General features: G+C 71.8%; 19 protein-coding genes. 15 read left to right on the top strand and 4 right to left on the bottom strand.

Annotated elements, in window-relative coordinates; translation table 11 throughout:
- The first annotated feature begins 2 nt into the window (after positions 1 to 2).
- The 9 genes from BKI49_RS06245 to BKI49_RS06205 all read left to right on the top strand — a co-directional run bounded on the left by BKI49_RS06245 (position 3) and on the right by BKI49_RS06205 (position 8,399).
- A complete protein-coding gene (locus BKI49_RS06245) occupies positions 3 to 374 on the top strand; it encodes an FKBP-type peptidyl-prolyl cis-trans isomerase (protein WP_028801609.1) in 372 nt (123 codons plus the stop codon).
- Between the two features lie 124 nt (positions 375 to 498).
- Entirely contained in the window at positions 499 to 1,452 is a 954-nt protein-coding gene (locus tag BKI49_RS06240) for a helix-turn-helix transcriptional regulator (RefSeq protein ID WP_095933191.1), read from the top strand.
- A gap of 16 nt (positions 1,453 to 1,468) precedes the next feature.
- Positions 1,469 to 2,494, top strand: a complete 1,026-nt coding sequence (locus tag BKI49_RS06235) for a helix-turn-helix transcriptional regulator (RefSeq protein WP_095933190.1) — start codon at positions 1,469 to 1,471, stop codon at positions 2,492 to 2,494.
- Between the two features lie 38 nt (positions 2,495 to 2,532).
- Entirely contained in the window at positions 2,533 to 2,847 is a 315-nt protein-coding gene (locus BKI49_RS06230) for a hypothetical protein (RefSeq protein ID WP_095933189.1), read from the top strand.
- A 19-nt stretch (positions 2,848 to 2,866) separates the two neighbouring features.
- Entirely contained in the window at positions 2,867 to 3,061 is a 195-nt protein-coding gene (locus BKI49_RS06225) for a hypothetical protein (RefSeq protein ID WP_095933188.1), read from the top strand.
- Between the two features lie 238 nt (positions 3,062 to 3,299).
- Complete coding sequence (gene tatA, locus BKI49_RS06220) at positions 3,300 to 3,584, top strand: Sec-independent protein translocase subunit TatA (protein ID WP_028801604.1); 285 nt, start codon at positions 3,300 to 3,302, stop codon at positions 3,582 to 3,584.
- A gap of 47 nt (positions 3,585 to 3,631) precedes the next feature.
- Positions 3,632 to 4,579: a twin-arginine translocase subunit TatC gene (tatC, locus tag BKI49_RS06215; protein WP_095933187.1), complete on the top strand. Its 948-nt coding sequence runs from the start codon at positions 3,632 to 3,634 to the stop codon at positions 4,577 to 4,579.
- 30 nt (positions 4,580 to 4,609) lie between these two features.
- Entirely contained in the window at positions 4,610 to 5,500 is an 891-nt protein-coding gene (locus BKI49_RS06210) for a diacylglycerol kinase (RefSeq protein ID WP_095933186.1), read from the top strand.
- 40 nt (positions 5,501 to 5,540) lie between these two features.
- Positions 5,541 to 8,399, top strand: coding sequence for a DEAD/DEAH box helicase (locus BKI49_RS06205; RefSeq protein ID WP_095933185.1), 2,859 nt, complete (start codon positions 5,541 to 5,543; stop codon positions 8,397 to 8,399).
- 257 nt (positions 8,400 to 8,656) lie between these two features.
- On the opposite strand, the gene atzF is transcribed toward BKI49_RS06205, so the two are convergent.
- The 4 genes from atzF to BKI49_RS06185 are packed head-to-tail and all read right to left on the bottom strand — an operon-like array spanning position 8,657 to position 15,294.
- Complete coding sequence (gene atzF / locus BKI49_RS06200; RefSeq protein ID WP_095933184.1) at positions 8,657 to 10,318, bottom strand: allophanate hydrolase; 1,662 nt, start codon at positions 10,316 to 10,318, stop codon at positions 8,657 to 8,659.
- 43 nt (positions 10,319 to 10,361) lie between these two features.
- Complete coding sequence (locus BKI49_RS06195; protein WP_095933183.1) at positions 10,362 to 13,877, bottom strand: 5-oxoprolinase/urea amidolyase family protein; 3,516 nt, start codon at positions 13,875 to 13,877, stop codon at positions 10,362 to 10,364.
- Positions 13,874 to 14,473, bottom strand: a complete 600-nt coding sequence (locus tag BKI49_RS06190) for an urea amidolyase associated protein UAAP2 (protein ID WP_095933182.1) — start codon at positions 14,471 to 14,473, stop codon at positions 13,874 to 13,876. The genes BKI49_RS06195 and BKI49_RS06190 overlap by 4 nt, the downstream gene beginning before the upstream one ends.
- A complete protein-coding gene (locus BKI49_RS06185; protein ID WP_095933181.1) occupies positions 14,470 to 15,294 on the bottom strand; it encodes an urea amidolyase associated protein UAAP1 in 825 nt (274 codons plus the stop codon). The genes BKI49_RS06190 and BKI49_RS06185 overlap by 4 nt, the downstream gene beginning before the upstream one ends.
- A 158-nt stretch (positions 15,295 to 15,452) precedes the next feature.
- On the opposite strand from BKI49_RS06185, the gene BKI49_RS06180 reads away from it, so the two are divergent.
- The 6 genes from BKI49_RS06180 (at position 15,453) to BKI49_RS06155 (ending at position 21,138) form a co-directional block, all read left to right on the top strand.
- Positions 15,453 to 16,100, top strand: a complete 648-nt coding sequence (locus BKI49_RS06180; protein ID WP_095933180.1) for a TetR/AcrR family transcriptional regulator — start codon at positions 15,453 to 15,455, stop codon at positions 16,098 to 16,100.
- A gap of 450 nt (positions 16,101 to 16,550) precedes the next feature.
- Positions 16,551 to 18,137: an ATP-binding protein gene (locus BKI49_RS06175; protein WP_095933179.1), complete on the top strand. Its 1,587-nt coding sequence runs from the start codon at positions 16,551 to 16,553 to the stop codon at positions 18,135 to 18,137.
- Positions 18,134 to 18,541: a roadblock/LC7 domain-containing protein gene (locus BKI49_RS06170; RefSeq protein ID WP_095933178.1), complete on the top strand. Its 408-nt coding sequence runs from the start codon at positions 18,134 to 18,136 to the stop codon at positions 18,539 to 18,541. Before BKI49_RS06175 ends, BKI49_RS06170 begins: the two co-directional genes overlap by 4 nt.
- Positions 18,538 to 18,990: a DUF742 domain-containing protein gene (locus BKI49_RS06165; protein WP_095933177.1), complete on the top strand. Its 453-nt coding sequence runs from the start codon at positions 18,538 to 18,540 to the stop codon at positions 18,988 to 18,990. Before BKI49_RS06170 ends, BKI49_RS06165 begins: the two co-directional genes overlap by 4 nt.
- Complete coding sequence (locus BKI49_RS06160) at positions 18,971 to 19,591, top strand: GTP-binding protein (RefSeq protein WP_095933176.1); 621 nt, start codon at positions 18,971 to 18,973, stop codon at positions 19,589 to 19,591. The genes BKI49_RS06165 and BKI49_RS06160 overlap by 20 nt, the downstream gene beginning before the upstream one ends.
- 80 nt (positions 19,592 to 19,671) lie before the next feature.
- On the top strand, positions 19,672 to 21,138 hold the full coding sequence (locus BKI49_RS06155) for a cytochrome P450 (protein WP_095933175.1): 1,467 nt from the start codon (positions 19,672 to 19,674) through the stop codon (positions 21,136 to 21,138).
- Positions 21,139 to 21,199: the final 61 nt, after the last annotated feature.

Genomic DNA, 21,199 nt, shown 5'->3' with positions numbered 1-21,199 from the left:
ACGTGAGCATCGAGAAGCCCGAGATCGACTTCCCGGGCGGCGAGCCCCCGGCGGACCTCGAGATCAAGGACATCTGGGAGGGTGACGGAGAGGTGGCCCAGGCGGGCCAGAACGTCACCGTCCACTACGTGGGTGTCGCCTTCAGCACCGGCGAGGAGTTCGACGCCAGCTGGAACCGCGGGACGCCGTTCCGCTTCCCGCTCGGCGGCGGCCGCGTCATCAAGGGCTGGGACCAGGGCGTGCAGGGCATGAAGGTCGGCGGCCGTCGCCAGCTGACCATTCCGGCCCACCTCGCCTACGGCAACCAGAGCCCGACGCCTGCGATCAAGCCCGGCGAGACGCTGATCTTCGTCGTGGACCTGGTCGCGGTCTGATCGTCCCGCGACCGGACCCGATCACCTGGGGCCCATGCCTGTACGGGCATGGGCCCTCGGCTTTTGCCACGACACCCCGGGGCGGTACGGTCGACGATCGGAAGCACCATAGGGAAGGGCGTCGATGGCCATTGCCAAGGCCGAGCGGCTGATGAACCTGGCGCTGTGTCTGCTCGGGACACGCCGGCCGCTGAGCAAGCGCGAGCTGCGCGAGTCCATCGAGGCCTACCTCGAAGCGAGCTCGGACGACTCCTTCAACAGGATGTTCGAGCGGGACAAGGACGATCTGCGCGAACTCGGCCTGGTCATCGAGACGGTGGAGAACCTCGACGGCGAGGTCGGCTACCTGGCCCGCCGGGACAGCAACCGGCTGCCGCCCATCACGCTCGACGCCGAGGAGGCCGCCGCCCTCGGCCTGGCCGCCAAGGTCTGGCAGCAGGCCCGGCTGGCCGGTGCGGCGAGCGGGGCGCTGCAGAAGCTGCGCGCCGCCGGACTGCCCGAGGACGTGGACCCGTACGAGGCCCATGGCGCCCTGGAGCCGCACATCCCCGTCCACGAGGCGGCCTTCGAGCCGCTGATGCTCGCGTGCCGCGACCGGCGCCCGGTCGTCTTCGACTACCGCAAGGCCACCGCGGCGCACCCGGAGTCCCGGCAGGTCGAGCCGTGGGCCCTCGAATGCTGGCGCGGCCACTGGTACCTGGCCGGCTGGGACCGCGACCGCGGCGCCGAGCGCGTCTTCCGGCTCTCCCGGATCACCGGCCGGGTCCGCACCCGCGCCGGACGCTTCACGGCCGAGGTGCCCGACGTCGTCACCGTGCGTGAGACCGTCGCGGGCTGGGCGGGGGAGATCGCCGACCGCTCCGCGCTGATCCGGCTGCGGACCGGCTCCGGCTACCCGCTGCGCGCCAAGGCCGTCTCCGTACGGGAACTGGGCGACGGCTGGGACGAGTTGGAGATTCCGTACGGGCACGGCCTGGACGCCTGGCTCGTCGAGTTCGGGCCCGACGTGGTGGTCCTGGAGCCCGCGGAGCTGCGGGCCGACGTCGTGGACCGGCTGCGCGCCGTGGCCAAGGGCTGAGGGGGAACGTAAGAAAGTGGCAGGAAAACCGGCCAGGCCCGCGAACGCGATCGACCAGACCCGGCGGATGCTCTCCCTGGTGACCTATCTGCGCGAGCGCCCCGGCGCGCGCGTCGGTGACGTCGCGCGTGCCTTCGGGATCACCGAGGACGAGCTGATCTCCGACCTCGACGTGCTGCCCCTGTGCGGGACCAGCTTCCGCGGCGGCGACCTGCTGGACATCGACACCGACGGCGACCGGATCTGGTGGCACAACCCGGACGACGTGGCGGAGCCGCTGCGTATCGCCGCCGACGAGGCGACCGCGCTGCTCGTGGCGGCCCGAGCGGTGGCGACACTGCCCGGACTGCGCGAGGGCGACCGGCAGGCGCTGCTGCGTGCCACCGCCAAGGTGGAGGCCGCCTCGGGCGAGGCGGCGGGCGCGAGCTCTCGCCTGTCGGTGACCTTCGAGTCCGAGGGCGGGGTCTTCGCGGACGTCGACCGGGCGATCTCCGAGCGGCGCCGGCTGTGGATCCGCTACTACTCGCCGTCGCGTGACGAGCTCTCCGAGCGCGAGATCGACCCGATCCGGCTGGTCAGCGTCGGTCACACCTATGTGGAGGCCTGGTGCCGCCGCTCCGAGGCGCGCCGCACCTTCCGGCTCGACCGGGTCGCCGAGATCCGCATCCTGGACGAGCCGTCGGCGCCGCCCGAGATCGAGCTCAGGGACCTCTCCGAGGGGCTTGTGCAGCCCGCCGCGGAGGACCCGGAGGTGGTCGTCGAGGTCGGTCCGGGCGGGCGCTGGGTCGCCGAGTACTACCCGCACGACAGTGCGGATGAGCTTCCGGACGGCGGGCTGCGTATCACCCTGCGGACCCCCGATCCGGCGTCGCTGCGACGGCTGGCACTGCGTCTGGGCCGCGACGGCCGGATCGTGTCGCCGCAGGGCCTCGCGGACAGCGCCCGTCAGGCGGCCCGCGACGCGCTCGCGGCCTACGACGGGCTCGACGCGCCGCGAGGGGTTCAGGACGGGCCGTACGACAGGCAGGAGCAGGAGCTTTGAGCACGTCGTCGAAGGCTGGCGGGCAGGAGAAGGCGACCATGGCGCCGCGGACCGGCGCGCCGGGACGCGCGGGCGTGGCCGGCGCGCCCGAGATGTCGGCCGTGACGGCCTTCGCCGGGATGCGAAGGGTGGTCGAGGTGATGTTCAAGGCCGCCTGTCCCGACTGCCGGGCGGGCTTCGAGCTCGGGGCGGGCGCCCTGCGCCTGGCCATCGGCGCGAGCAGCCGCACCACCTTCTACTCCTTCACCTGCCCCGAGTGCGGCTCGGCCGTCCGCAAGCCGGCGGGGGAGCGCATCGTCGAGCTGCTCACCGGGGGCGGGGTGCGCACCCTGCGTCTGCACTCCACCGTCTAGAACCTCTAGGGTCGACGTCATGTTCTGGCCGATGTTTGCGATCGCCGCGGGGTTCCTGGGAATCGCCGTGCTCGGTGTCCTCGCCGTCCGTGTCTTCGTGGAGGCGGAGCGGCTCGGCCGCCAGGTTTCCGAGTCCGCGCGCCGGATCGGCGGGGCTGCCGAGGAACTGGAGACCGCCGCCGCACGCGCCGCGAGCTCGGTCGACGCACGGTAAGACGTGGGTGTGATGCGTTTCGAGGGGCTTTCGCCCTGTCACCTTTCGGGCAACGACAGGTACGCTGCAGGTCGCGGCCCGAAGAACGAGGCGCGGGTCGCGAACTGGGAGTACGCACAGGGATTGCCGCGCGTTCACCCCTGAGCGTTACGATCGCTGTCAGCACGACGATCGGACACATGTCCGGCCGATCGGACAGCACCCCGACCATGCAGCCTCGGTGAGAAGGTAAAGACTTATGTTCGGAAGGCTCGGAGCTCCCGAGATCATTCTCATCCTCGTCGTCATCATCCTGCTGTTCGGCGCGAAGAAGCTTCCGGACATGGCGCGCTCCCTCGGCAAGTCCGCCCGGATCCTCAAGAGCGAGGCCAAGGCGATGAAGGACGAGGGCAGCAACCCTGCTCCGGCGGGCCCGCCGAACACCGACGAGCAGCCCCCGGCTCAGCGCACGATCCAGGCCGCGCCCGGCGACGTGACCAGCTCCCGTCCGGTCAGCGAGCCCACGGACACTACCAAGCGCTGACGCAGGGCCGGTGACGTCCGGCCCGCTGCACGAGATGGGAACGTGGGTTGCTCAAGTCTGCCCGCAACACGGAGAAGGATCCCGAGGGGCGGATGCCCCTCGCGGAGCACCTTCGTGAGCTGAGGAACCGGCTCGCGAAGGCGATGCTGGCCATCGTCCTGGTCACGGTCGTCGCTGCCTTCTACTACAACGACATCATCAACTTCTTCACCAAGCCGGTCCTGGACTCGGTCGGGTGTCCGAAGACCTTCGCCGAGCTGGCGAAGATGCCCAAGGGCGACCAGTGCGCGCAGATCACCATCAACGGTCTGCTGGCCCCGTTCACCCTGGCGCTGAAGGTCTCCCTGATGGCGGGTGTCGTGCTCGCCTCGCCGGTCTGGCTCTACCAGCTCTGGGCGTTCGTCGCGCCGGGCCTGCACAGGAACGAGAGGAAGTACGCGTACGCCTTCGTCGGGACCGGTGTCCCGCTGTTCTTCGGCGGCGCCTTCTTCGCGTACAAGGTGCTGCCCACCACGGCGAAGGTGCTGATCGACTTCACGCCGAACGGCGTCAGCAACCTGCTGCCGCTCGACGACCTGCTCGACCTCGTGACGCGCATGGTGGTCGTCTTCGGCCTGTCCTTCGAGCTGCCTCTGCTGCTGGTCATGCTCAACCTCACGGGCGTCCTCACCGGCAAGCGGATGCTCGGCTGGTGGCGCGGCATGATCATGGGCATCACCGTCTTCGCGGCGCTCGCCACTCCCAGCACCGACCCGCTGACGATGCTGGCGCTCGCCGGGCCGATCTGGATCCTCTACTTCGGCGCGGTCGTCTTCTCGCTCCTCAACGACCGGCGCAAGAAGCGCCGCGAGGCCGAGGGACCGGGCGACGACGAGGCCTCCGACCTCGACCTGACGCCTGAGGACATCGGCGCGGTCGAATCCGTGTCGGCCAACCGGGCCCTGCCCGAGCAGGCGGGTACGGACCGGGTGAACGGTTATGACGACGTGACCTGACGAAGCCCGTCGACCTCGTAGGGTCACCCTGTGGCCAGCGAGATCACCCTCTTCGTCAATCCCACCGCGGGACGCGGCCGGGGCGCCCGAGCGGCGCAGCCGGCCGCTTCGGCTCTCCGGGCGGCGGGATTCAGCGTCCGTACGGTCCTCGGTGAGAATCCGCGCGACGCCCTCGCGCAGGCGCGTGCCGCCGTCGAGAGCGGCACCGACGCGCTCATAGCGGTCGGCGGCGACGGCATGGTGAGCCTCGCCCTCCAGGCGGTCGCCGGAACCCGCACCCCGCTCGGCCTGATCGCCGTCGGCACCGGCAACGACTTCGCGCGCGCCCTGGACCTGCCCGTCCAGGACCCCGCCGCGGCGGGCCGGCGGATCGCCGAGTCCCTGAAGGCGTCCCGGCTGCGCGACATCGACCTGGGCCGGGTCGACGGCACCTGGTTCGGCACGGTCCTCGCCTCGGGCTTCGACTCCCGCGTCAACGACCGCGGCAACCGCATGCGTCTGCCCGCCGGCCGCTTCAAGTACGACCTCGCGATCCTCGCCGAGCTCGCCGCCTTCAAGCCCTTCCCGTTCCGGATCACGCTCGACGACGGCGAGGCCCGGGAGATCGAGGCGACGCTCGTGGCGGTCGGCAACGGATCGTCGTACGGCGGCGGCATGAGGATCTGCGCGGACGCGGACCTGGAGGACGGGCTGTTCGACGTCACCGTCGTCGGCGACTGCAGCCGCACGACGCTGCTCAAGGTGTTCCCGAAGGTCTACAAGGGCACGCACCTCGATCATCCGGTGGTGAGCGTGCACCGGGCCGCGAAGGTCGAACTGCTCGCCGAGGGCATCACCGGGTACGCCGACGGAGAGCCGCTCGGGCCGCTGCCGCTGACCGCGGAGTGCGTACCGGCGGCGGTGCGGGTGGTGCTCGCCTGAGCTGCGGGGACCCCATGTCTCACAGCATCTGATCCGGATATTGATCGTCGTGTTGTCAGTGCCGCCCGGTAGTCTCGAAAGCACGATGACAGAGGACCTCTCACCGGCCGAGCGGTACGCGGCAGCACGCAGGCGCGCTGCCGAGCAGGCCACCGCGCTCGCCTCCTTCCGCGAGATGTACGACTTCGGCCTCGACCCCTTCCAGATCGAGGCCTGCCAGGCGCTCGAAGCGGGCAAGGGTGTGCTCGTGGCCGCGCCCACCGGCTCCGGCAAGACGATCGTCGGCGAGTTCGCCGTCCATCTCGCCCTCCAGCAGGGCAAGAAGTGCTTCTACACGACGCCGATCAAGGCGCTCTCGAACCAGAAGTACGCCGACCTGTGCCGCCGTTACGGCACGGACAAGGTCGGCCTGCTCACCGGGGACAACAGCGTCAATTCCGGGGCGCCGGTGGTCGTCATGACCACCGAGGTGCTGCGCAACATGCTGTACGCGGGTTCGCAGACCCTCCTCGGACTCGGCTATGTCGTCATGGACGAGGTGCACTACCTCTCCGACCGCTTCCGCGGCGCCGTCTGGGAGGAAGTGATCATCCACCTCCCGGAGTCCGTGACGCTGGTGTCGCTCTCCGCGACCGTGTCGAACGCGGAGGAGTTCGGCGACTGGCTGGACACCGTCCGTGGCGACACCCAGGTGATCGTCTCCGAGCACCGCCCCGTGCCCCTCTTCCAGCACGTGCTGGCCGGACGCCGGATGTACGACCTCTTCGAGGAGGGCGAGGGCCAGAAGAAGGCCGTCAACCCCGACCTCACGCGGATGGCGCGCATGGAGGCCAGCCGGCCGTCGTACCAGGACCGCAAGCGGGGCCGGGCGATGCGCGAGGCCGACCGTGAGCGGGAGCGCAGACAGCGCTCCCGCATGTGGACGCCGGGCCGCCCCGAGGTCATCGAGCGGCTCGACTCCGAGGGCCTGCTGCCCGCCATCACCTTCATCTTCAGCCGCGCGGCCTGCGAGGCCGCCGTCCAGCAGTGCCTGTACGCGGGCCTGCGGCTGAACGACGACGAGGCACGCGCCAAGGTCCGCGCCATAGTGGAGGAGCGCACCTCCTCCATCCCGAGGGAAGACCTGCACGTCCTCGGCTACTACGAATGGCTGGAGGGCCTGGAGCGCGGCATCGCGGCCCACCACGCGGGCATGCTGCCCACGTTCAAGGAGGTCGTCGAGGAACTCTTCGTACAGGGCCTGGTCAAGGCCGTCTTCGCGACGGAGACCCTCGCGCTCGGCATCAACATGCCCGCCCGCTCGGTGGTGTTGGAGAAGCTCGTCAAGTGGAACGGCGAGCAGCACGCCGACATCACTCCCGGCGAATACACCCAGCTCACCGGCCGCGCCGGGCGCCGCGGCATCGATGTCGAGGGCCACGCGGTCGTGCTGTGGCAGCGCGGCTTCAGCCCCGAGCACCTGGCGGGCCTCGCCGGCACCCGCACCTATCCGCTGCGCTCCAGCTTCAAGCCGTCGTACAACATGGCGGTGAACCTGGTCGAGCAGTTCGGGCGGCACCGCTCGCGAGAGCTCCTGGAGACGTCCTTCGCGCAGTTCCAGGCCGACAAGTCGGTCGTCGGGATCTCCCGGCAGGTCCAGCGCAACGAGGAGGGACTCGAGGGCTACAAGGAGTCCATGACCTGCCACCTCGGGGACTTCGACTCGTACATGCGGCTGCGCCGCGAGCTCAAGGACCGTGAGACCGACCTGGCCCGGCAGGGCGCGGTGCAGCGTCGCGCCGAGGCGGCGGTCGCGCTGGAGAAGCTCAAGCCCGGCGACGTGATCCATGTGCCCACGGGGAAGTACGCGGGCCTGGCGCTGGTCCTGGACCCCGGCCTGCCCGCGGGCCGGTCGAACGGCCACCGCGGCTTCGAGCAGCACGACGGCCCGCGCCCCCTGGTCCTCACGTCCGAACGCCAGGTCAAGCGGTTGGCCTCCATGGACTTCCCGGTGCCCGTCGAGGCGCTGGAGCGGATGCGCATCCCGAAGTCCTTCAATCCGCGCTCGCCGCAGTCCCGTCGTGACCTCGCGTCGGCACTGCGCACGAAGGCGGGGCACATCGTCCCGGACCGGCACCGCAAGAAGCGCTCGCAGGCGGCCGACGACCGCGAGATCTCCCGGCTGCGCACGGAGATCCGCGCCCACCCCTGCCACGGGTGCAACGACCGTGAGGACCACGCCCGTTGGGCCGAGCGCTACCACCGGCTGCTGCGCGACACCTCGCAGCTGGAGCGCCGCATCGAGGGCCGGACGAACACCATCGCCCGCACCTTCGACCGGATCGTGGCCCTGCTGACCGAGCTGGACTATCTGCGCGGCGACGACGTCACCGAACACGGCAAGCGGCTGGCCCGGCTCTACGGCGAACTCGACCTGCTCGCCAGCGAATGCCTGCGCGCCGGGGTCTGGGAGGGACTCGGCCCCGCCGAACTCGCCGCCTGCGTCTCGGCGTTGGTGTACGAGTCCCGGGTTTCCGACGACGCGATGGCGCCCAAGGTGCCGTCCGGCAAGGCGAAGGCCGCGCTCGGCGAGATGGTGCGCATCTGGGGTCGGCTCGACGCCCTGGAGGAGGAGTTCCGGATCACCCAGACGGAGGGCGTGGGCCAGCGCGAGCCGGACCTGGGCTTCGCCTGGGCCGCGCACGAATGGGCCTCCGGCAAGGGGCTCGACGAGGTGCTGCGCGAGGCGGAGATGCCCGCGGGCGACTTCGTGCGCTGGTGCAAGCAGGTCATCGACGTCCTGGGCCAGATCGCCGCCGCGGCGCCCTCCGGGGCGGAGAGTTCGACGGTCGCGAAGAACGCGCGCAAGGCGGTCGACGCCCTGCTGCGCGGGGTCGTGGCCTACTCCTCGGTGGGCTGAGACCGGGCCGGGCGCTCCCCGACGGGGTGCGTCCGGCGGGACCGGGTGACAGGCGGCCGCCGGGACACCTCGACGGCCGTCCGCCGTGATACGTCACGGCCGTCCGCCGTGACGTCCCCGCGGGGCGCGCCGCCTTCCGGACCGGGCGGCGGCGCGCTTCCCCGGACGTCGGCTCAAGGCAGGGCTGCCCCGGACGGGAGGCGGCGCGATGCGTCCCCGGGCGCGGGCTCCCGGCCGGCCGTGGGCAGGCCCGAGGATCAGTCCTCGGCGCGCAGGTGGGCGCGCCAGCCCCCCAGCGCCGTGATGTCCCGGGCGCCTTCGAGCGCGGCCGGTTCGCAGAGAAAGCCCGGGACGTCGCTGCCGTCGGCCAGCTCCACCCGGCCCAGCGCCATCGGCCGGGGCAGCGCGTCGAGCAGCCGGCCGAGCCCCTCCGCGGGAAGCCGCCACACCTCGGTCTCGACGGCCCCGCCCTCCTCGGGGCCGACATGCACCAGCCCCGGCTTCGGCGGGGTCGTGGGCAGCGCGTACAGGCGGTAGACGGGTGCCGTGGACGTCGTCCGCTCCAGTTCGGCGCCCAGGGACAGCAGTTGCGGGTTCAGCGGCTGATCGGACAGATGCGCGCCGACCACGGCGATCCTCAGCGGCGGCTGGAGCAGCCGCGCGATGTGCGCGAGGCGCTCGTCGGTGAACGCGCGGCCGATCAGCATCACACCGAACGGCGCACCGGAGGGTGTGGGACCGGCCGGTACGGCGACGGCCGCCAGATCGAAGAGGTTCGTCGAGTTGGTGAAGCGGCCCAGCCGGGCGTTGGCGCCGATCGGGTCGGCGGCGACCTCGGCGAGGGTGGGATGGCCGGGCGCGGTCGGCAGCAGCAGGGCGTCCGCGTCGCCGAGCTCGGCGAGCGCCCGGGCGCGCAGCCCGTCCAGCCGCTCCTGGTCCGCGTACACCTGGTGGGCCGGGATGTCCCGGGAGCGGGTGATGATCCCGGCGACGGTCGGGTCGAGCCCCACACCGCCCTCGCTCAGCAACTTGTCGACAAAGCTCCCGACGGCGGCGTAGCGCTCGGCGACGAACGCACCGCCGTAGAGCATCTCGGCGGCCTCCGTGAACACGGTGAGATCGAGCGTGGACACCTCCGCGCCCGCCGCGACGAGCCGCTCGACGGCCGCCTCGTACGCCGGTGCCCACCCCTCGTCGAGGTCGCCCAGCTGCGCCGTCGGCGGTACGGCGACCCGCCACGGGCCGGGGAGCCGCTGGGGGAGTGCCGGCAGGTCGCGGCCCGGCGGGGACACCATCTGGGCGAGCACCCGCTCGGCCTCCGGCAGGGTCCGGGCGAACACGGTCACGCAGTCCAGCGAGGCGCAGGCCGGGACGACCCCGGCCGTGGGGACCAGACCCCGGGTCGGCTTGAGTCCGACGATGCCGTTGAACGCGGCGGGGACGCGGCCCGAGCCCGCGGTGTCCGTGCCGAGGGCGAAGTCGACGATGCCCAGGGCCACCGCGACGGCCGAACCCGAACTGGAGCCGCCGCTGACGCGGTCCGGGTCCAGCGCACCCCGGACGGCACCGTAGGGGGAGCGGGTGCCGACCAGGCCGGTGGCGAACTGGTCCAGGTTCGTGGTGCCGAGCACGATCGCGCCGACGGCGCGCAGCCGGGCGACGACCGGGGCGTCCACCTCCGGGGTGTACGCGTAGGCCGGGCACCCCGCGGTGGTCGGCATGCCCCCGACGTCGATGTTCCCCTTGACCGCGAACAGGCGGCCCGCGAGCGGCAGCCGCTCGCCCGCGGCCACGCGTTCGTCGATGCCGCGGGCCTCCTCCTCGGCCTCCGCGCGGGGCCGGAGGTCGATCCAGATCTCCGGGCGGTCCGTCGCCTCGATGCGGGCGTATGCCATGCGGACCCTGGTCACGGCGGACATCGGTGCTCCTTGCGCTGGAGGTACGGCGGGACGGGCGGTGGTGCTACGACTCGTGCGGAGCCAGGATCAGCAGCGCGGTGCCCGCCTCCACCTGGTCGCCCGGCCTGGCGAGTACCTCGTGGACCAGGCCGTCCATCGGCGCGGGTATCCGCGACTCCATCTTCATGGCTTCCAGGGCCAGCAGCGGCTGACCGGCGGTCACCGTGTCGCCCGGGCGGACGTTCAGCTGCCAGACGGACGCGGCGAACTCGGCCTCGACCAGACGGCCGCCCTCCGGCACGGCGACCTCGGCCGCGGAGGCCGTCGGGGCGGACGCCGCCTCGGCGCGGGCGAACTCGCCCGCCGCCTCCCACGCGTCCCGCTCCGCCGCGAACGCCGCGCCCTGCCGGGCCCGGAACTCCGCGACGGACTCGGCGTGCTCGGCGAGGAAGGCCTGGTGGGCGGCGAGCGAGAACTCGCCCTCCTCGACCCGGGGGACGAACCGGCCCGAGACGATGTCCGCCCGGAGTTCGAGCAGCTCGTCCGCCTCGACCGGGTACCACTTGATGCGGTCGAAGAAGCGCAGCAGCCACGGTGAGCCCGGCTCGAACGCGCCGCGCTGCTGCCAGGCCGACCACACCTGGGTGGTGCGCCCGACGAACTGATAGCCGCCGGGTCCCTCCATGCCGTAGACGCAGAGGTAGGCCCCGCCGATGCCGACCGAGTTCTCGGCGGTCCAGGTACGTGCCGGGTTGTACTTGGTGGTGACCAGACGGTGGCGCGGGTCGAGCGGCGTCGCGACCGGCGCGCCCAGGTACACGTCCCCGAGGCCCAGGACGAGGTACTCCGCGTCGAAGACCGTGCGGTAGACGTCGGCGACCGAGTCCAGGCCGTTCACCCGGCGGATGAACTCGATGTTCCAGGGGCACCAGGGCGCGTCGTCGCGGACCCCCGCCATGTAGCGGGCGATCGCCTCACGGGTCGCCGGGTCGTCCCAGGACAGCGGGAGGTGGACCGTCCGGGACGGCACGGTCAGCCGGTCCCCGGCCGGCAGCGTCCGTGCGATCTCCCGGACGGTGGCGAGGAGTTCACGCTGCGGCAGCCTGCCCGGGTCCGCCTGGATCTGCAGCGAGCGGATGCCCGGTGTCAGATCCGTGACACCGTCGATCCCGGCCGCGGCGACCGCCTCCATCAGCGCGTGCGCCCGCATCCGCAGGGCCAGGTCCAGCTGCGCGGGACCGAACTCGACCAGCAGGTTGTCGTCACCGCTGCGGCGGAAGGTCACGTCGCCGTCCCGCGCGAGCACGCCGCCGTCCACGATCGCCGGGCGCACCGAGCCGTCCTCGGCGAGCGGGGTGAAGCGCACCGTGTCTCCCGGGCGGAGCTGCCCGAGCTTCCAGCGTTCGCCGCTGACGACGGTCGCCGGGCAGACGAAGCCCCCCAGTGACGGGCCGTCGGGGCCGAGCAGCACCGGCATGTCGCCCGTGTAGTCGACGGCGCCCACCGAGTACGGCGTGTCGTGGATGTTCGACGGGTGCAGTCCCGCCTCCCCGCCGTCCTTGCGCGCCCAGCGGGGCTTCGGTCCGACCAGCCGCACCCCCGTCCGCGCCGAGTTGAAATGGACCTTCCAGTCGGCGTCGTAGAAGTCGCGGATGTCGTCCTCGGTGAAGAACTCGGGTGCGGCGTGCGGGCCTTCGAGCGCGCCGACCAGCCATCGCGAGCCGAGGACCGGCCGGTCGGCGGCCGGTACCGGTGTTCCGGAGACCACCGAGCCGCCGTGCAGGACGTCGCCGGTGCGCAGCGCCCGTCCGCCGTGCCCGCCGAACCGGCCCAGCGTGAAGGTGGCCGCGCTGCCGAGGAACAGCGGCACGTCCAGACCGCCGCCCGCGAACAGCACATAGGTCCGCAGCCCGTGCTCGTCGGGGGCACCGACGTCCAGCACGGCCCCGGCCGGCACCGTCACGGGCTCCCACTGGGCGACCGCCGTGCCGTCCACGGTGACCGCGGCGGGCGCGCCGGTGACGCACACCGTGGTGGCGTGGGTGAACCTCAACGACGGTCCTCGCAGGGTGCATTCGAGGCCCGGCGCGCCCTCGTGGTTGCCGAGCGCCCGGTTGCCCAGCCGGAACGACAGGTCGTCCATGGGGCCGCACGGCGGTACGCCCACCTGCCAGTGACCGGTGCGGCCCGGCCAGTCCTGCACGGTGGTGAGTGTTCCGCCGGCCACCACCTCGATACGCGGCGTCGGGTCGGTGACGCCGGCCAGCGTCGCCGTCGAATGCGCCGCCGCCCGGAAGGACGGCTCCGCGAGCGCTGCCCGCACCAGGCCCAGGTTCGTCTCGATGCCGTCGATCCGGGTGCGGGCCAGGGCCTCGTCGAGCCGTCGCAGGGCCTGCTCCCGGTCCGGACCGCGGGCGATCACCTTCGCGAGCATCGGGTCGTACGACGTCGTCACCTCGGTGCCCGTCTCGACCCAGCCGTCCACCCGGACACCGCCGGGGAACTCGACCCGGGTCAACAGGCCCGCACTCGGCCGGTGACCGCGGGAGGGGTCCTCGGCGTACACGCGTGCCTCGACGGCGTGACCACGGGGCGGCCCCGGGTCCCGCACGACGTCCGACTCGCCGCGTGCCAGCCGCAGCATCCAGGCGACGAGGTCGATGCCGAGGACCTCCTCGGTCACCGGGTGCTCCACCTGGAGGCGGGTGTTCACCTCCAGGAAGTACGCATCCTCGCGGGCGGCGTCGTACACGAACTCGACCGTGCCGGCCGAACGGTAGCCGACGCTCGCGCACAGGTCGCGGGCGCCGGCGGCGAGCCGGTCGCGCACCTGCGGCGGGAGTCCCGGGGCGGGCGCCTCCTCCAGGACCTTCTGGTTGCGCCGCTGGAGCGAGCAGTCCCGGTCGCCGAGGGTGACGACGTGGCCCGCGCCGTCGCCGAAGACCTGCACCTCGACATGGCGGGCATCCTCGACGAGGCGTTCCAGGAAGACGCCGGCGGAGGAGAAGGACGCCGAGACGACGCGCTGCACCCGCTCCCAGGCCTCGGTCAGTTCGCCGGCGGAGCGACATGCCGACATGCCGATTCCGCCGCCACCACCGGTGGCCTTGAGCATCACGGGATAGCCGATCCGGGAGGCCGCGTCGAGCGCCTCCCCGACGGAGTCCAGCAGCCCGGTGCCGGGTGCCAGTGGCACCCCCGCGGCCCGGGCCGCCGCGCGGGCCGTGTGCTTCGCCCCGAACAGTTCCAGCTGCTCCGGCGTCGGGCCCACGAAGACGATCCCGGCGTCCTCGCAGCGGCGGGCGAAGGCGGCGTCCTCGGAGAGGAAGCCGTACCCGGGGTGGACGGCGCCGGCGCCGGTGTCCTTGGCCGCCCTCAGGACGAGGTCGGCGTCGAGGTACGACTCCTTGGCGGGCGCGGGCCCCAGTCGTACCGCCTCGTCGGCGAGCCGGACGTGGGGCGCGCCGCGGTCGGCGTCGGAGTACACCGCGACGGTGCGCAGGCCGAGTTCGCGCGCCGTGCGGATGATGCGTACCGCGATCTCCCCGCGGTTGGCGACGAGCAGCGTGTCGAAGGTCATCGCGCCGCTCCGACGGTCATCTCCACGGCGGTCGGCTCGAAGCCGTTGCAGGGGTTGTTGATCTGCGGGCAGTTGGAGACCAGGACGATCACGTCGCGCTCGGCGCGCAGGGTCACCCCGAGTCCGGGGGCCGAGATGCCGTCGACGATGCCGAGCGTGCCGTCCTTCTCGACCGGAACGTTCATGTACCAGTTGACGTTCGAGACGAGGTCCCGCTTGCCGAGGCCGTAACGGGCGCCCTCCGCGAGGAAGTTGTCCACGCACGCGTGCTGGGACCAGGTGTGGTGCCCGTACCTGAGGGTGTTCGACTCCTTGGAGCAGGCGCCGCCGACTGTGTCGTGCCGGCCCACTTCGTCGTCGACGACGGTCATCAGCGGGGTGTGCTCGTTCGACATCAGGACGCTTCCGGTGGTCAGGAAGATGTTGCCCTGCGCGTGGATCGTGTCCGGCGCGCTGTAGCGCACGGCGGTGTCCGCGGCGTCGTACAGCAGGAAGTCGACGGCCTGGTTGCCGTGCAGATCGGTGATGGTGAGCGTCTCGCCGGCGCGGACGACGGCCGACCAGGCGGCTCGGGCGGGAACGACGGTCGTGCTCATGCGAGCCCCCTCGCGGCGAGGAATTCGACGGTGTTCAGGAAGGCCCGGCGGCCCTCGGGCGTGGCCTCCCACAGCGGGTCGCCCGGTTCGGTCGGCGCCGCGCGCCAGGCGAGCACTTCCAGCGGGCCGCTCACGTACCGCGGCCGGGGGTCGGCCGGGTGCGGCACGTTCGCGATCAGTACGGTCACGTCCTGCTCGGCGCGCAGCGTCACGCTCCCGCCAGGTCCGGACGAGCCGGTGAAGTGCAGCGAGCCGTCGTCGCCCACCTCCACCCCCTGGAAGAAGGACAGTGAGGGCGGCAGATCACGCGGGGCGAGGCCGTTCTTCGCGGCGGCCAGCTTGAACAGCTCACGGCCGGCCGGGGAAGCGGACTGCGGCGTCCCGTCCCCGTACCGCTCGGTGTTGCGCAGCAGGGTGGAGGTGCCGCACAGGGCGTCGTGGCGCCCTGAGGTGTCGGTGACCACCGAGGCCAGCACCCGGCCCTGGTCGGACAGCAGCAGCTGCCCCTCGCCGAGGTAGGCGTTCCACTGGACCTTGACGGTGTCCGCCACGTTCAGCCGTTCCCAGGGACGGCCGGCGACATGAAGGAGGAGGTGCGCGCAGGCGTCGCCGGCCAGGTCGGTCAGCCGCATCTCCGTGCCGCGCGCCAGCGCCTTGTGCGTGTAGTTGCCGCCCGCCACCGTCTCGGCCCACACCAGGTGGCCCGCCTCGCAGGGCGGGGCGGGCCAGGCGCTCGCCGGGACGACGGGCATGGCCTCGGTGCGCGTGCCCTCCTGGGCGCGCGCATGGGCGCGGGCTCCGTATGTGGTCGCTGTCGCCATCGCGGGACCTCCGGCTCCGGGTGTCATTTCTGTCGCGCGACAGAAATTAGGGGCGGGCCGGGTCGCCGGCATTGCCCGGCTGTTGCCGCCCGGTTACCGATCCCTCACCGGGATCGGCCGGAGATCGCCGGGCGGCGCCCTGTGCGAGGATCGACCGCATGGGAACAGCGGGCGCACCGGGAGGGCGACGGGTCGGCAGGCCGCGCGCCGCGCAGCGGCCGGACAGCGGGCTGTCGCCGCGCGACGAACTGCTCGCCGCCGCAGCCGAGTTGTTCACCACGCGCGGATACGCGGCCACGACCACCCGGGCCGTCGCCGAGCGTGCCGGCATGCGCCAGGCGTCCATGTACCACTACGTGTCGGGCAAGGAGGAGCTGCTCGCCGAGCTCCTGGAGTCCACGGTCACGCCCTCGCTGACCCTCGCCCGTGAACTCCTCGCGGACGACGCCGCGCCGGCCGAGGGCCGGCTGTGGGAGCTCTGCCGCACCGACGTGGCGCTCCTCTGCGGCGGCCCGTACAACCTGGGCGGTCTCTATCTGCTGCCCGAGGTGCGGGCCGAGCGGTTCGCCGGCTTCCATGCCGTTCGGTCCGAACTCAAGGACGCCTACCGGCAGTTGCTCGCCGCGACGGCGGCCGGGGGAGCGCTCGCGAAGAGCGAGCTCGATCTGCGGACGGACCTGCTGTTCGGTCTGATCGAGGGAGTCATCCTCGTGCACCGCTCCGATCCTGACCGGCCGGTGTCGGCCTTCGCGGAGGCGACCGCGGACGCGGCACTGCGCATCGCCGGGGTGTCGGCCGGAACCTGAGCGGTGCGTGTCGCCGGGGTGCCGGCCAGAGCGTGCGCCGGGTGCCGACCGGGGCGTGATCCGTGTGTGTCGCCGGGTTCCGGCCGGAGCCTGAGCGGCCCGCGGCTGCCCCCCTTCCGTACCTTCCGGATCTCCTCCGGAGTTCCGCCCACGGCGGCGATTTCACCTGGTCGAGGTGTGGATTTCGCATGCCCGTATCCCGTTACACACCGTGTGCGAACGAAGCCGCAGCGTGCAAATGGGGCCGAGGGTACTCCTGTCGCGAGGGCGAATTCAGGTGCTTGCTGAATATGACACAGCGATGATCCGGTCGGACTAAGCTCGCCCGCAGCGCACCGAGTTGAGATGTATTCGGGCGCTTGTTCCCAAAAGTTCCGAAGATCTAGTTTGATCCGTGCATTTCCCCCACAAACCTCCCCACCCCCAGCCGACCTGTCTCAGAGGGCATACATGGTGAGTGTTCAATCGCCTCCCGGTGGCCGCGAACTTCCCTACGCGCGCGTCCTGTTGCTGCCGGCCATACTGATGGCCGCGGTGACCGGCGCCGCCGTCGCCTTGGTGACGGAGTCGGCGCGACCAGCCGTCGGTGTGTGCGGCGGCATCGCCACGCTGCTGGTCATCGCGATCGGCGCCGAGGCCGTACGCCGCGGCCGCGTCGCCCGTGATCTGCGCGCCGAGTTCGCGCAGCGCTCCGCCTTGCTGGAACAGCGCATCGCCGCCCACGACCAGGAGATCGTGCGCCTCTCCGAGGACGTCCTGCCGACCGCGCTCGACCGGTTGCACGGCGGTGACTCACCCGCGGAGGTGGTCCGCACCCTGGACCGGGACAACCCGGAGTACGCCGACATCCCCGCGTCGCAGCGCGCGCTCCTGAAGAAGATGCTCAAGGCCATCGACGTCGAGGAGTCGATGCGCGACGCCGCGCAGCGCTCCTTCGTCAACATCGCCCGGCGCGTCCAGGCCATCGTCCACCAGCAGAACAACGAACTGCGCGAGATGGAGGAGGACCACGGGCGCAACCCCGAGGTCTTCGACGACCTGCTGCGCATCGACCACGGCACCGCGCTGATCGGCCGCCTCGCCGACTCCATCGCCGTGCTCGGCGGCGGCCGTCCCAGCCGCCAGTGGCCCAACGCCGTACCGCTGTTCAGCGTGCTGCGCGGCGCGATGTCCCGGATCCTCGAATACCGCCGCATCGAGCTGCACAACATCGTCGACATCGCCGTCAAGGGCGAACACGTCGAACCGATCATCCACGCGCTCGCCGAGCTCCTCGACAACGCCACGCGCTACTCGCCCCCGCACACCAAGGTGCACGTCACCGCCATCGAGGTGCAGACCGGCATCGCCGTCGAGATCGAGGACGGTGGCGTCAGCCTCAGCGACGAGGCCCGCGGCAAGATCGAGGAACTGCTCCGGCTCGCCGCGGCCGGCGTCGACCCGAACGTGATGGGCCAAGCCCCCCGGCTCGGCATGGCGGTCGTCGGACGACTCGCCCAGATGTACAACATGCAGGTCTCCCTGCGGCAGTCCGCGTACGGCGGCGTCCGCGCCGTCCTCGTCGCCCCGCGCGACATGCTCACCAACGACTTCGCCCCCGGTCTCGCGCACGGCGTCGGCATGAGCTCCACCGCGGGCCTCGACACCGGCGGTGTGGAGGGACCGGCGCGCAAGCCGAAGAAGCGCAAGCCGACCACCGGACCGCGCATCCCCTCCTCGAACGGCGGGTCCCACGACGACGACGTGCCCGTGGTCACCGAATGGACCCCCAACGGGCTGCCGCAGCGCCGCAGCCGCGTCAAGGTCCCGCTCAGTCGGCGGATCGCCGAGGCCCGTGCCGAGGCCGAGGCCGCGGAGGCCGCCGCGGCGGCGCCCGAGTGGACGCGGGAGTCCGAACCGCAGGAGAAGGAGCCCGAACCCGGCCTGTGGGTCGAAGCGTTCATGAACGGCCTCAAGGGCGACCCGGACCCGACCGCATTCACGATGAACAACCAGGCGGCCCCTGCCGAGGCCGACGACGAGGGGGACCTCAAGTGATCCAGCAGCGAGCCAACTTCGACTGGATGCTCAAGGAGCTCGCCGACGGCGTACCGGGCATCCGGCAGATCGTCGTGCTCTCGGCCGACGGACTGCGCATCGCCCGCTACGGCGGCGAGCCGGACGCCGCGGACCGGGTCGCCGCGGCCTGCGCGGGCCTGCAGAGCCTGGCCGGAGCCGTCGCGGGCGAGATCCCCAACAGCGACGGCCGGATGCGCATGGTCATCATCGAGATCGACGGGGGCTACTTCTACCTGATGTCCGCCGGACCCAACGCCTACCTCGCGGTCCTCGCCAACCAGACCGCGGAGCCCGGACTGATGAGCAACCGCATGCGTGACCTCGTCGTCCGGATCGGCGCCCATCTCACCAGCCCGCCGCGGCGCAACGGGCAGACCGTATGACTCCTCCGCAGCGCCGGCGGCGCCACCCCAAGGAAGAAGCCCCGGATCCTCCGGCACCGGAGTCCCCCCACGTCCAGGAAGGCGCGGAGGGCGCGGACGAGGAGGGCGAGGGCAAGTCGAAGAACCCGGAGCGCCTGTACGTGCTCACGGGCGGCGGCGAGGGCGGTGACCGGGCCGAACTCGACCTGGTCACCCTGGTCGTGGCGCGCGCCGACGCGTCGCCCCCCGTCGCCCAGCCCGAGCAGTCCGCGCTGCTGCGGCTCTGCCAGGCCCCTCTGTCCGTCGCCGAGCTCTCGGCCTATCTCAACCTGCCGTTCAGCGTGGTGACCGTCCTGCTCACCGAGATGCTGGCGGCCGAACTGGTACACGCGCGCGCCCCGATCGTCCGCTCGGCGCTGCCCGACCGTTCCCTCCTCGAAGCGGTGATGCATGGACTTCAAAAGCTCTGACACCATCACGGGCCCTCGCGCCGAGGACCATCTGCCGCACACGGCACAGGCCGCGGTGAAGATCGTGATCGTGGGCGGCTTCGGGGTCGGCAAGACGACCATGGTGGGTTCCGTCAGCGAGATCAAACCGCTGACCACCGAGGAGACCATGACGCAGGCCGGCATCGGCGTCGACGACAACTACGGCTCCGAGAGCAAGACGGCCACCACCGTCGCCATGGACTTCGGCCGCATCTCCATCACGGACCAGCTGGTGCTCTACCTGTTCGGCACGCCCGGACAGGAGCGCTTCTGGTTCCTCTGGAACGGCCTCTTCGAAGGAGCCCTCGGCGCCGTGGTGCTCATCGACACCCGTCGTCTGGAGGTCAGCTTCGACGTGATCGGCCGCCTCGAGGAGCGCGGCGTGCCGTTCGTCGTGGCGATCAACGACTTCCCCGACGCCCCCGGCTACCCGATCGAGGACCTGCGGACGGCGCTCGACCTGCCCGAGGAGATCCCGATCGTGAAGTGCGACGCGCGCCGCAGGGCCTCCAGCCGGGACACCCTGATGACGCTGATGCGCTTCCTGCACTCCCTGGCGATCACCTCGGCACCCGTCTGACGCGACGTCGACGAAGGCGCCTCCCACCCCTTCCGCCACCCCCCAAGACCCGGATCCCCCTCAGTTTCGGAGCGATCACCGTGACGTCTGAATCCCACTCCCCGACCGGTACGGACGACCCCACGCTCGGACCGCCGCCCGGCTGCCCCGCCCACGGCCTCGGCCCCGGCGGGCTGCACCGCCTGTACGGACCCGAAGCGGAGGACCTGGAAGCCCTCTACGAGAAACTCCGCGCGGAACACGGCGCCGTCGCCCCCGTGCTGCTCCACAACGACGTACCCATCTGGGTGGTGCTCGGCCACGGCGAGAACCTGCACATGGTGAACACGCCCCAGCACTACGCGCGGGACAGCAGGCTGTGGACCGCCGTCCAGGACGGCACCGCGGGCGCCGACCATCCGCTCGCCCCGCACATCGCCTGGCAGCCCATCTGCTCCCACGCCGAGGGCGACGAGCACCTGCGGCTGCGCGGAGCCGTCACCGGCGCCATGACCACCATCGACTTCCGCAGTCTGCGGCGCTACATCAACCGAGCGACGCAGCGCCTGGTCAACGAGTTCTGCGAGCTCGGGAAGGCCGACCTGGTCGGGCAGTTCGCCGAGCACCTGCCGATGTCCGTGCTGTGCGAGATCCTCGGCATGCCCGAGGACTACAACGACCGCATGGTGCACGCCGCCCGCGACCTCCTCAAGGGCACCGAGACCGCGATCGCCAGCAACGAGTACGTCATGAGCGTCCTGACGCAGCACACTCTGCGGCGCCGCGCCAACCCCGAGGAGGACTTCACCAGCCACCTCATCAACCACCCGGCGGGGCTCACCGACGACGAGGTCGCCCAGCACCTGCGCCTCGTCCTGCTCGCCGCCTACGAGGCGACCGCCAACCTCATCGCCAACGTGCTGCGCATGGTCCTCACCGATCCGCGTTTCCGGGCCCAGCTCAACGGCGGGCAGATGACGGTGCCGGAGGCGGTCGAGCAGTCCCTGTGGGACGAGCCGCCGTTCAGCGCGGTCCTCGGCTACTTCGCCAAGCAGGAGACGGAGCTGGGCGGCCGGCGCATCCGCAAGGGCGACGGACTGCTCTTCGGCATCGCCCCGGGCAACGTCGACCCGCGGGTCCGCCCCGACCTCGCCGCCAACATGCAGGGCAACCGCTCCCACCTCGCCTTCGGCGGCGGTCCCCACGAGTGCCCGGGACAGGACATCGGCCGTGCCATCGCCGATGTCGGGGTCGACGCGCTGCTGCTGCGGCTGCCGGACACCGAACTGGACTGCAAGGAGGACGAGTTGCGCTGGCGGGCGTCGATGTCGTCGCGTCACCTCGTGGAGCTGCCGGTGACGTTCGCGCCGCGGCCGCCGCAGGACGTCATGCAGCGGCCCTCGGTCAACGCGCTGCCCCGCCAGCGGCCGAACTGGCAGGTCACGACTGAGGCGTCGGAGCCGAGTCCCGCGCCGCAGCCGGTGGCCCCGCAGGCCCCGCCGACGCCCGAACCCGCCGCCCGCCTCGGCGCCTGGCAGCGCTTCCTGCGCTGGTGGCGCGGCTACTGACAGAACGGCACCGCACGATGGTGGCCGGCCGTCGCCCGCGCCGGGCATGGCCGGCCGCCGG

The sequence above is a fragment of the Streptomyces sp. Tue6028 genome, assembly GCF_002300165.1.
Lineage (GTDB): Bacteria > Actinomycetota > Actinomycetes > Streptomycetales > Streptomycetaceae > Streptomyces > Streptomyces siamensis.
This window is presented reverse-complemented; position numbering and strand designations above follow the sequence as displayed.

Coding starts and splice junctions, on each gene's coding strand:
- BKI49_RS06175 (WP_095933179.1), top strand. CDS start 16,551: ATGGTGAGTGTTCAATCGCCTCCCGGTGGCCGCGAACTTCCCTACGCG.
- BKI49_RS06230 (WP_095933189.1), top strand. CDS start 2,533: ATGGCGCCGCGGACCGGCGCGCCGGGACGCGCGGGCGTGGCCGGCGCG.
- BKI49_RS06180 (WP_095933180.1), top strand. CDS start 15,453: ATGGGAACAGCGGGCGCACCGGGAGGGCGACGGGTCGGCAGGCCGCGC.
- BKI49_RS06185 (WP_095933181.1), bottom strand. CDS start 15,294: ATGGCGACAGCGACCACATACGGAGCCCGCGCCCATGCGCGCGCCCAG.
- tatA (WP_028801604.1), top strand. CDS start 3,300: ATGTTCGGAAGGCTCGGAGCTCCCGAGATCATTCTCATCCTCGTCGTC.
- BKI49_RS06195 (WP_095933183.1), bottom strand. CDS start 13,877: ATGACCTTCGACACGCTGCTCGTCGCCAACCGCGGGGAGATCGCGGTA.
- BKI49_RS06240 (WP_095933191.1), top strand. CDS start 499: ATGGCCATTGCCAAGGCCGAGCGGCTGATGAACCTGGCGCTGTGTCTG.
- BKI49_RS06160 (WP_095933176.1), top strand. CDS start 18,971: ATGGACTTCAAAAGCTCTGACACCATCACGGGCCCTCGCGCCGAGGAC.
- atzF (WP_095933184.1), bottom strand. CDS start 10,318: ATGTCCGCCGTGACCAGGGTCCGCATGGCATACGCCCGCATCGAGGCG.
- BKI49_RS06225 (WP_095933188.1), top strand. CDS start 2,867: ATGTTCTGGCCGATGTTTGCGATCGCCGCGGGGTTCCTGGGAATCGCC.
- BKI49_RS06190 (WP_095933182.1), bottom strand. CDS start 14,473: ATGAGCACGACCGTCGTTCCCGCCCGAGCCGCCTGGTCGGCCGTCGTC.
- BKI49_RS06165 (WP_095933177.1), top strand. CDS start 18,538: ATGACTCCTCCGCAGCGCCGGCGGCGCCACCCCAAGGAAGAAGCCCCG.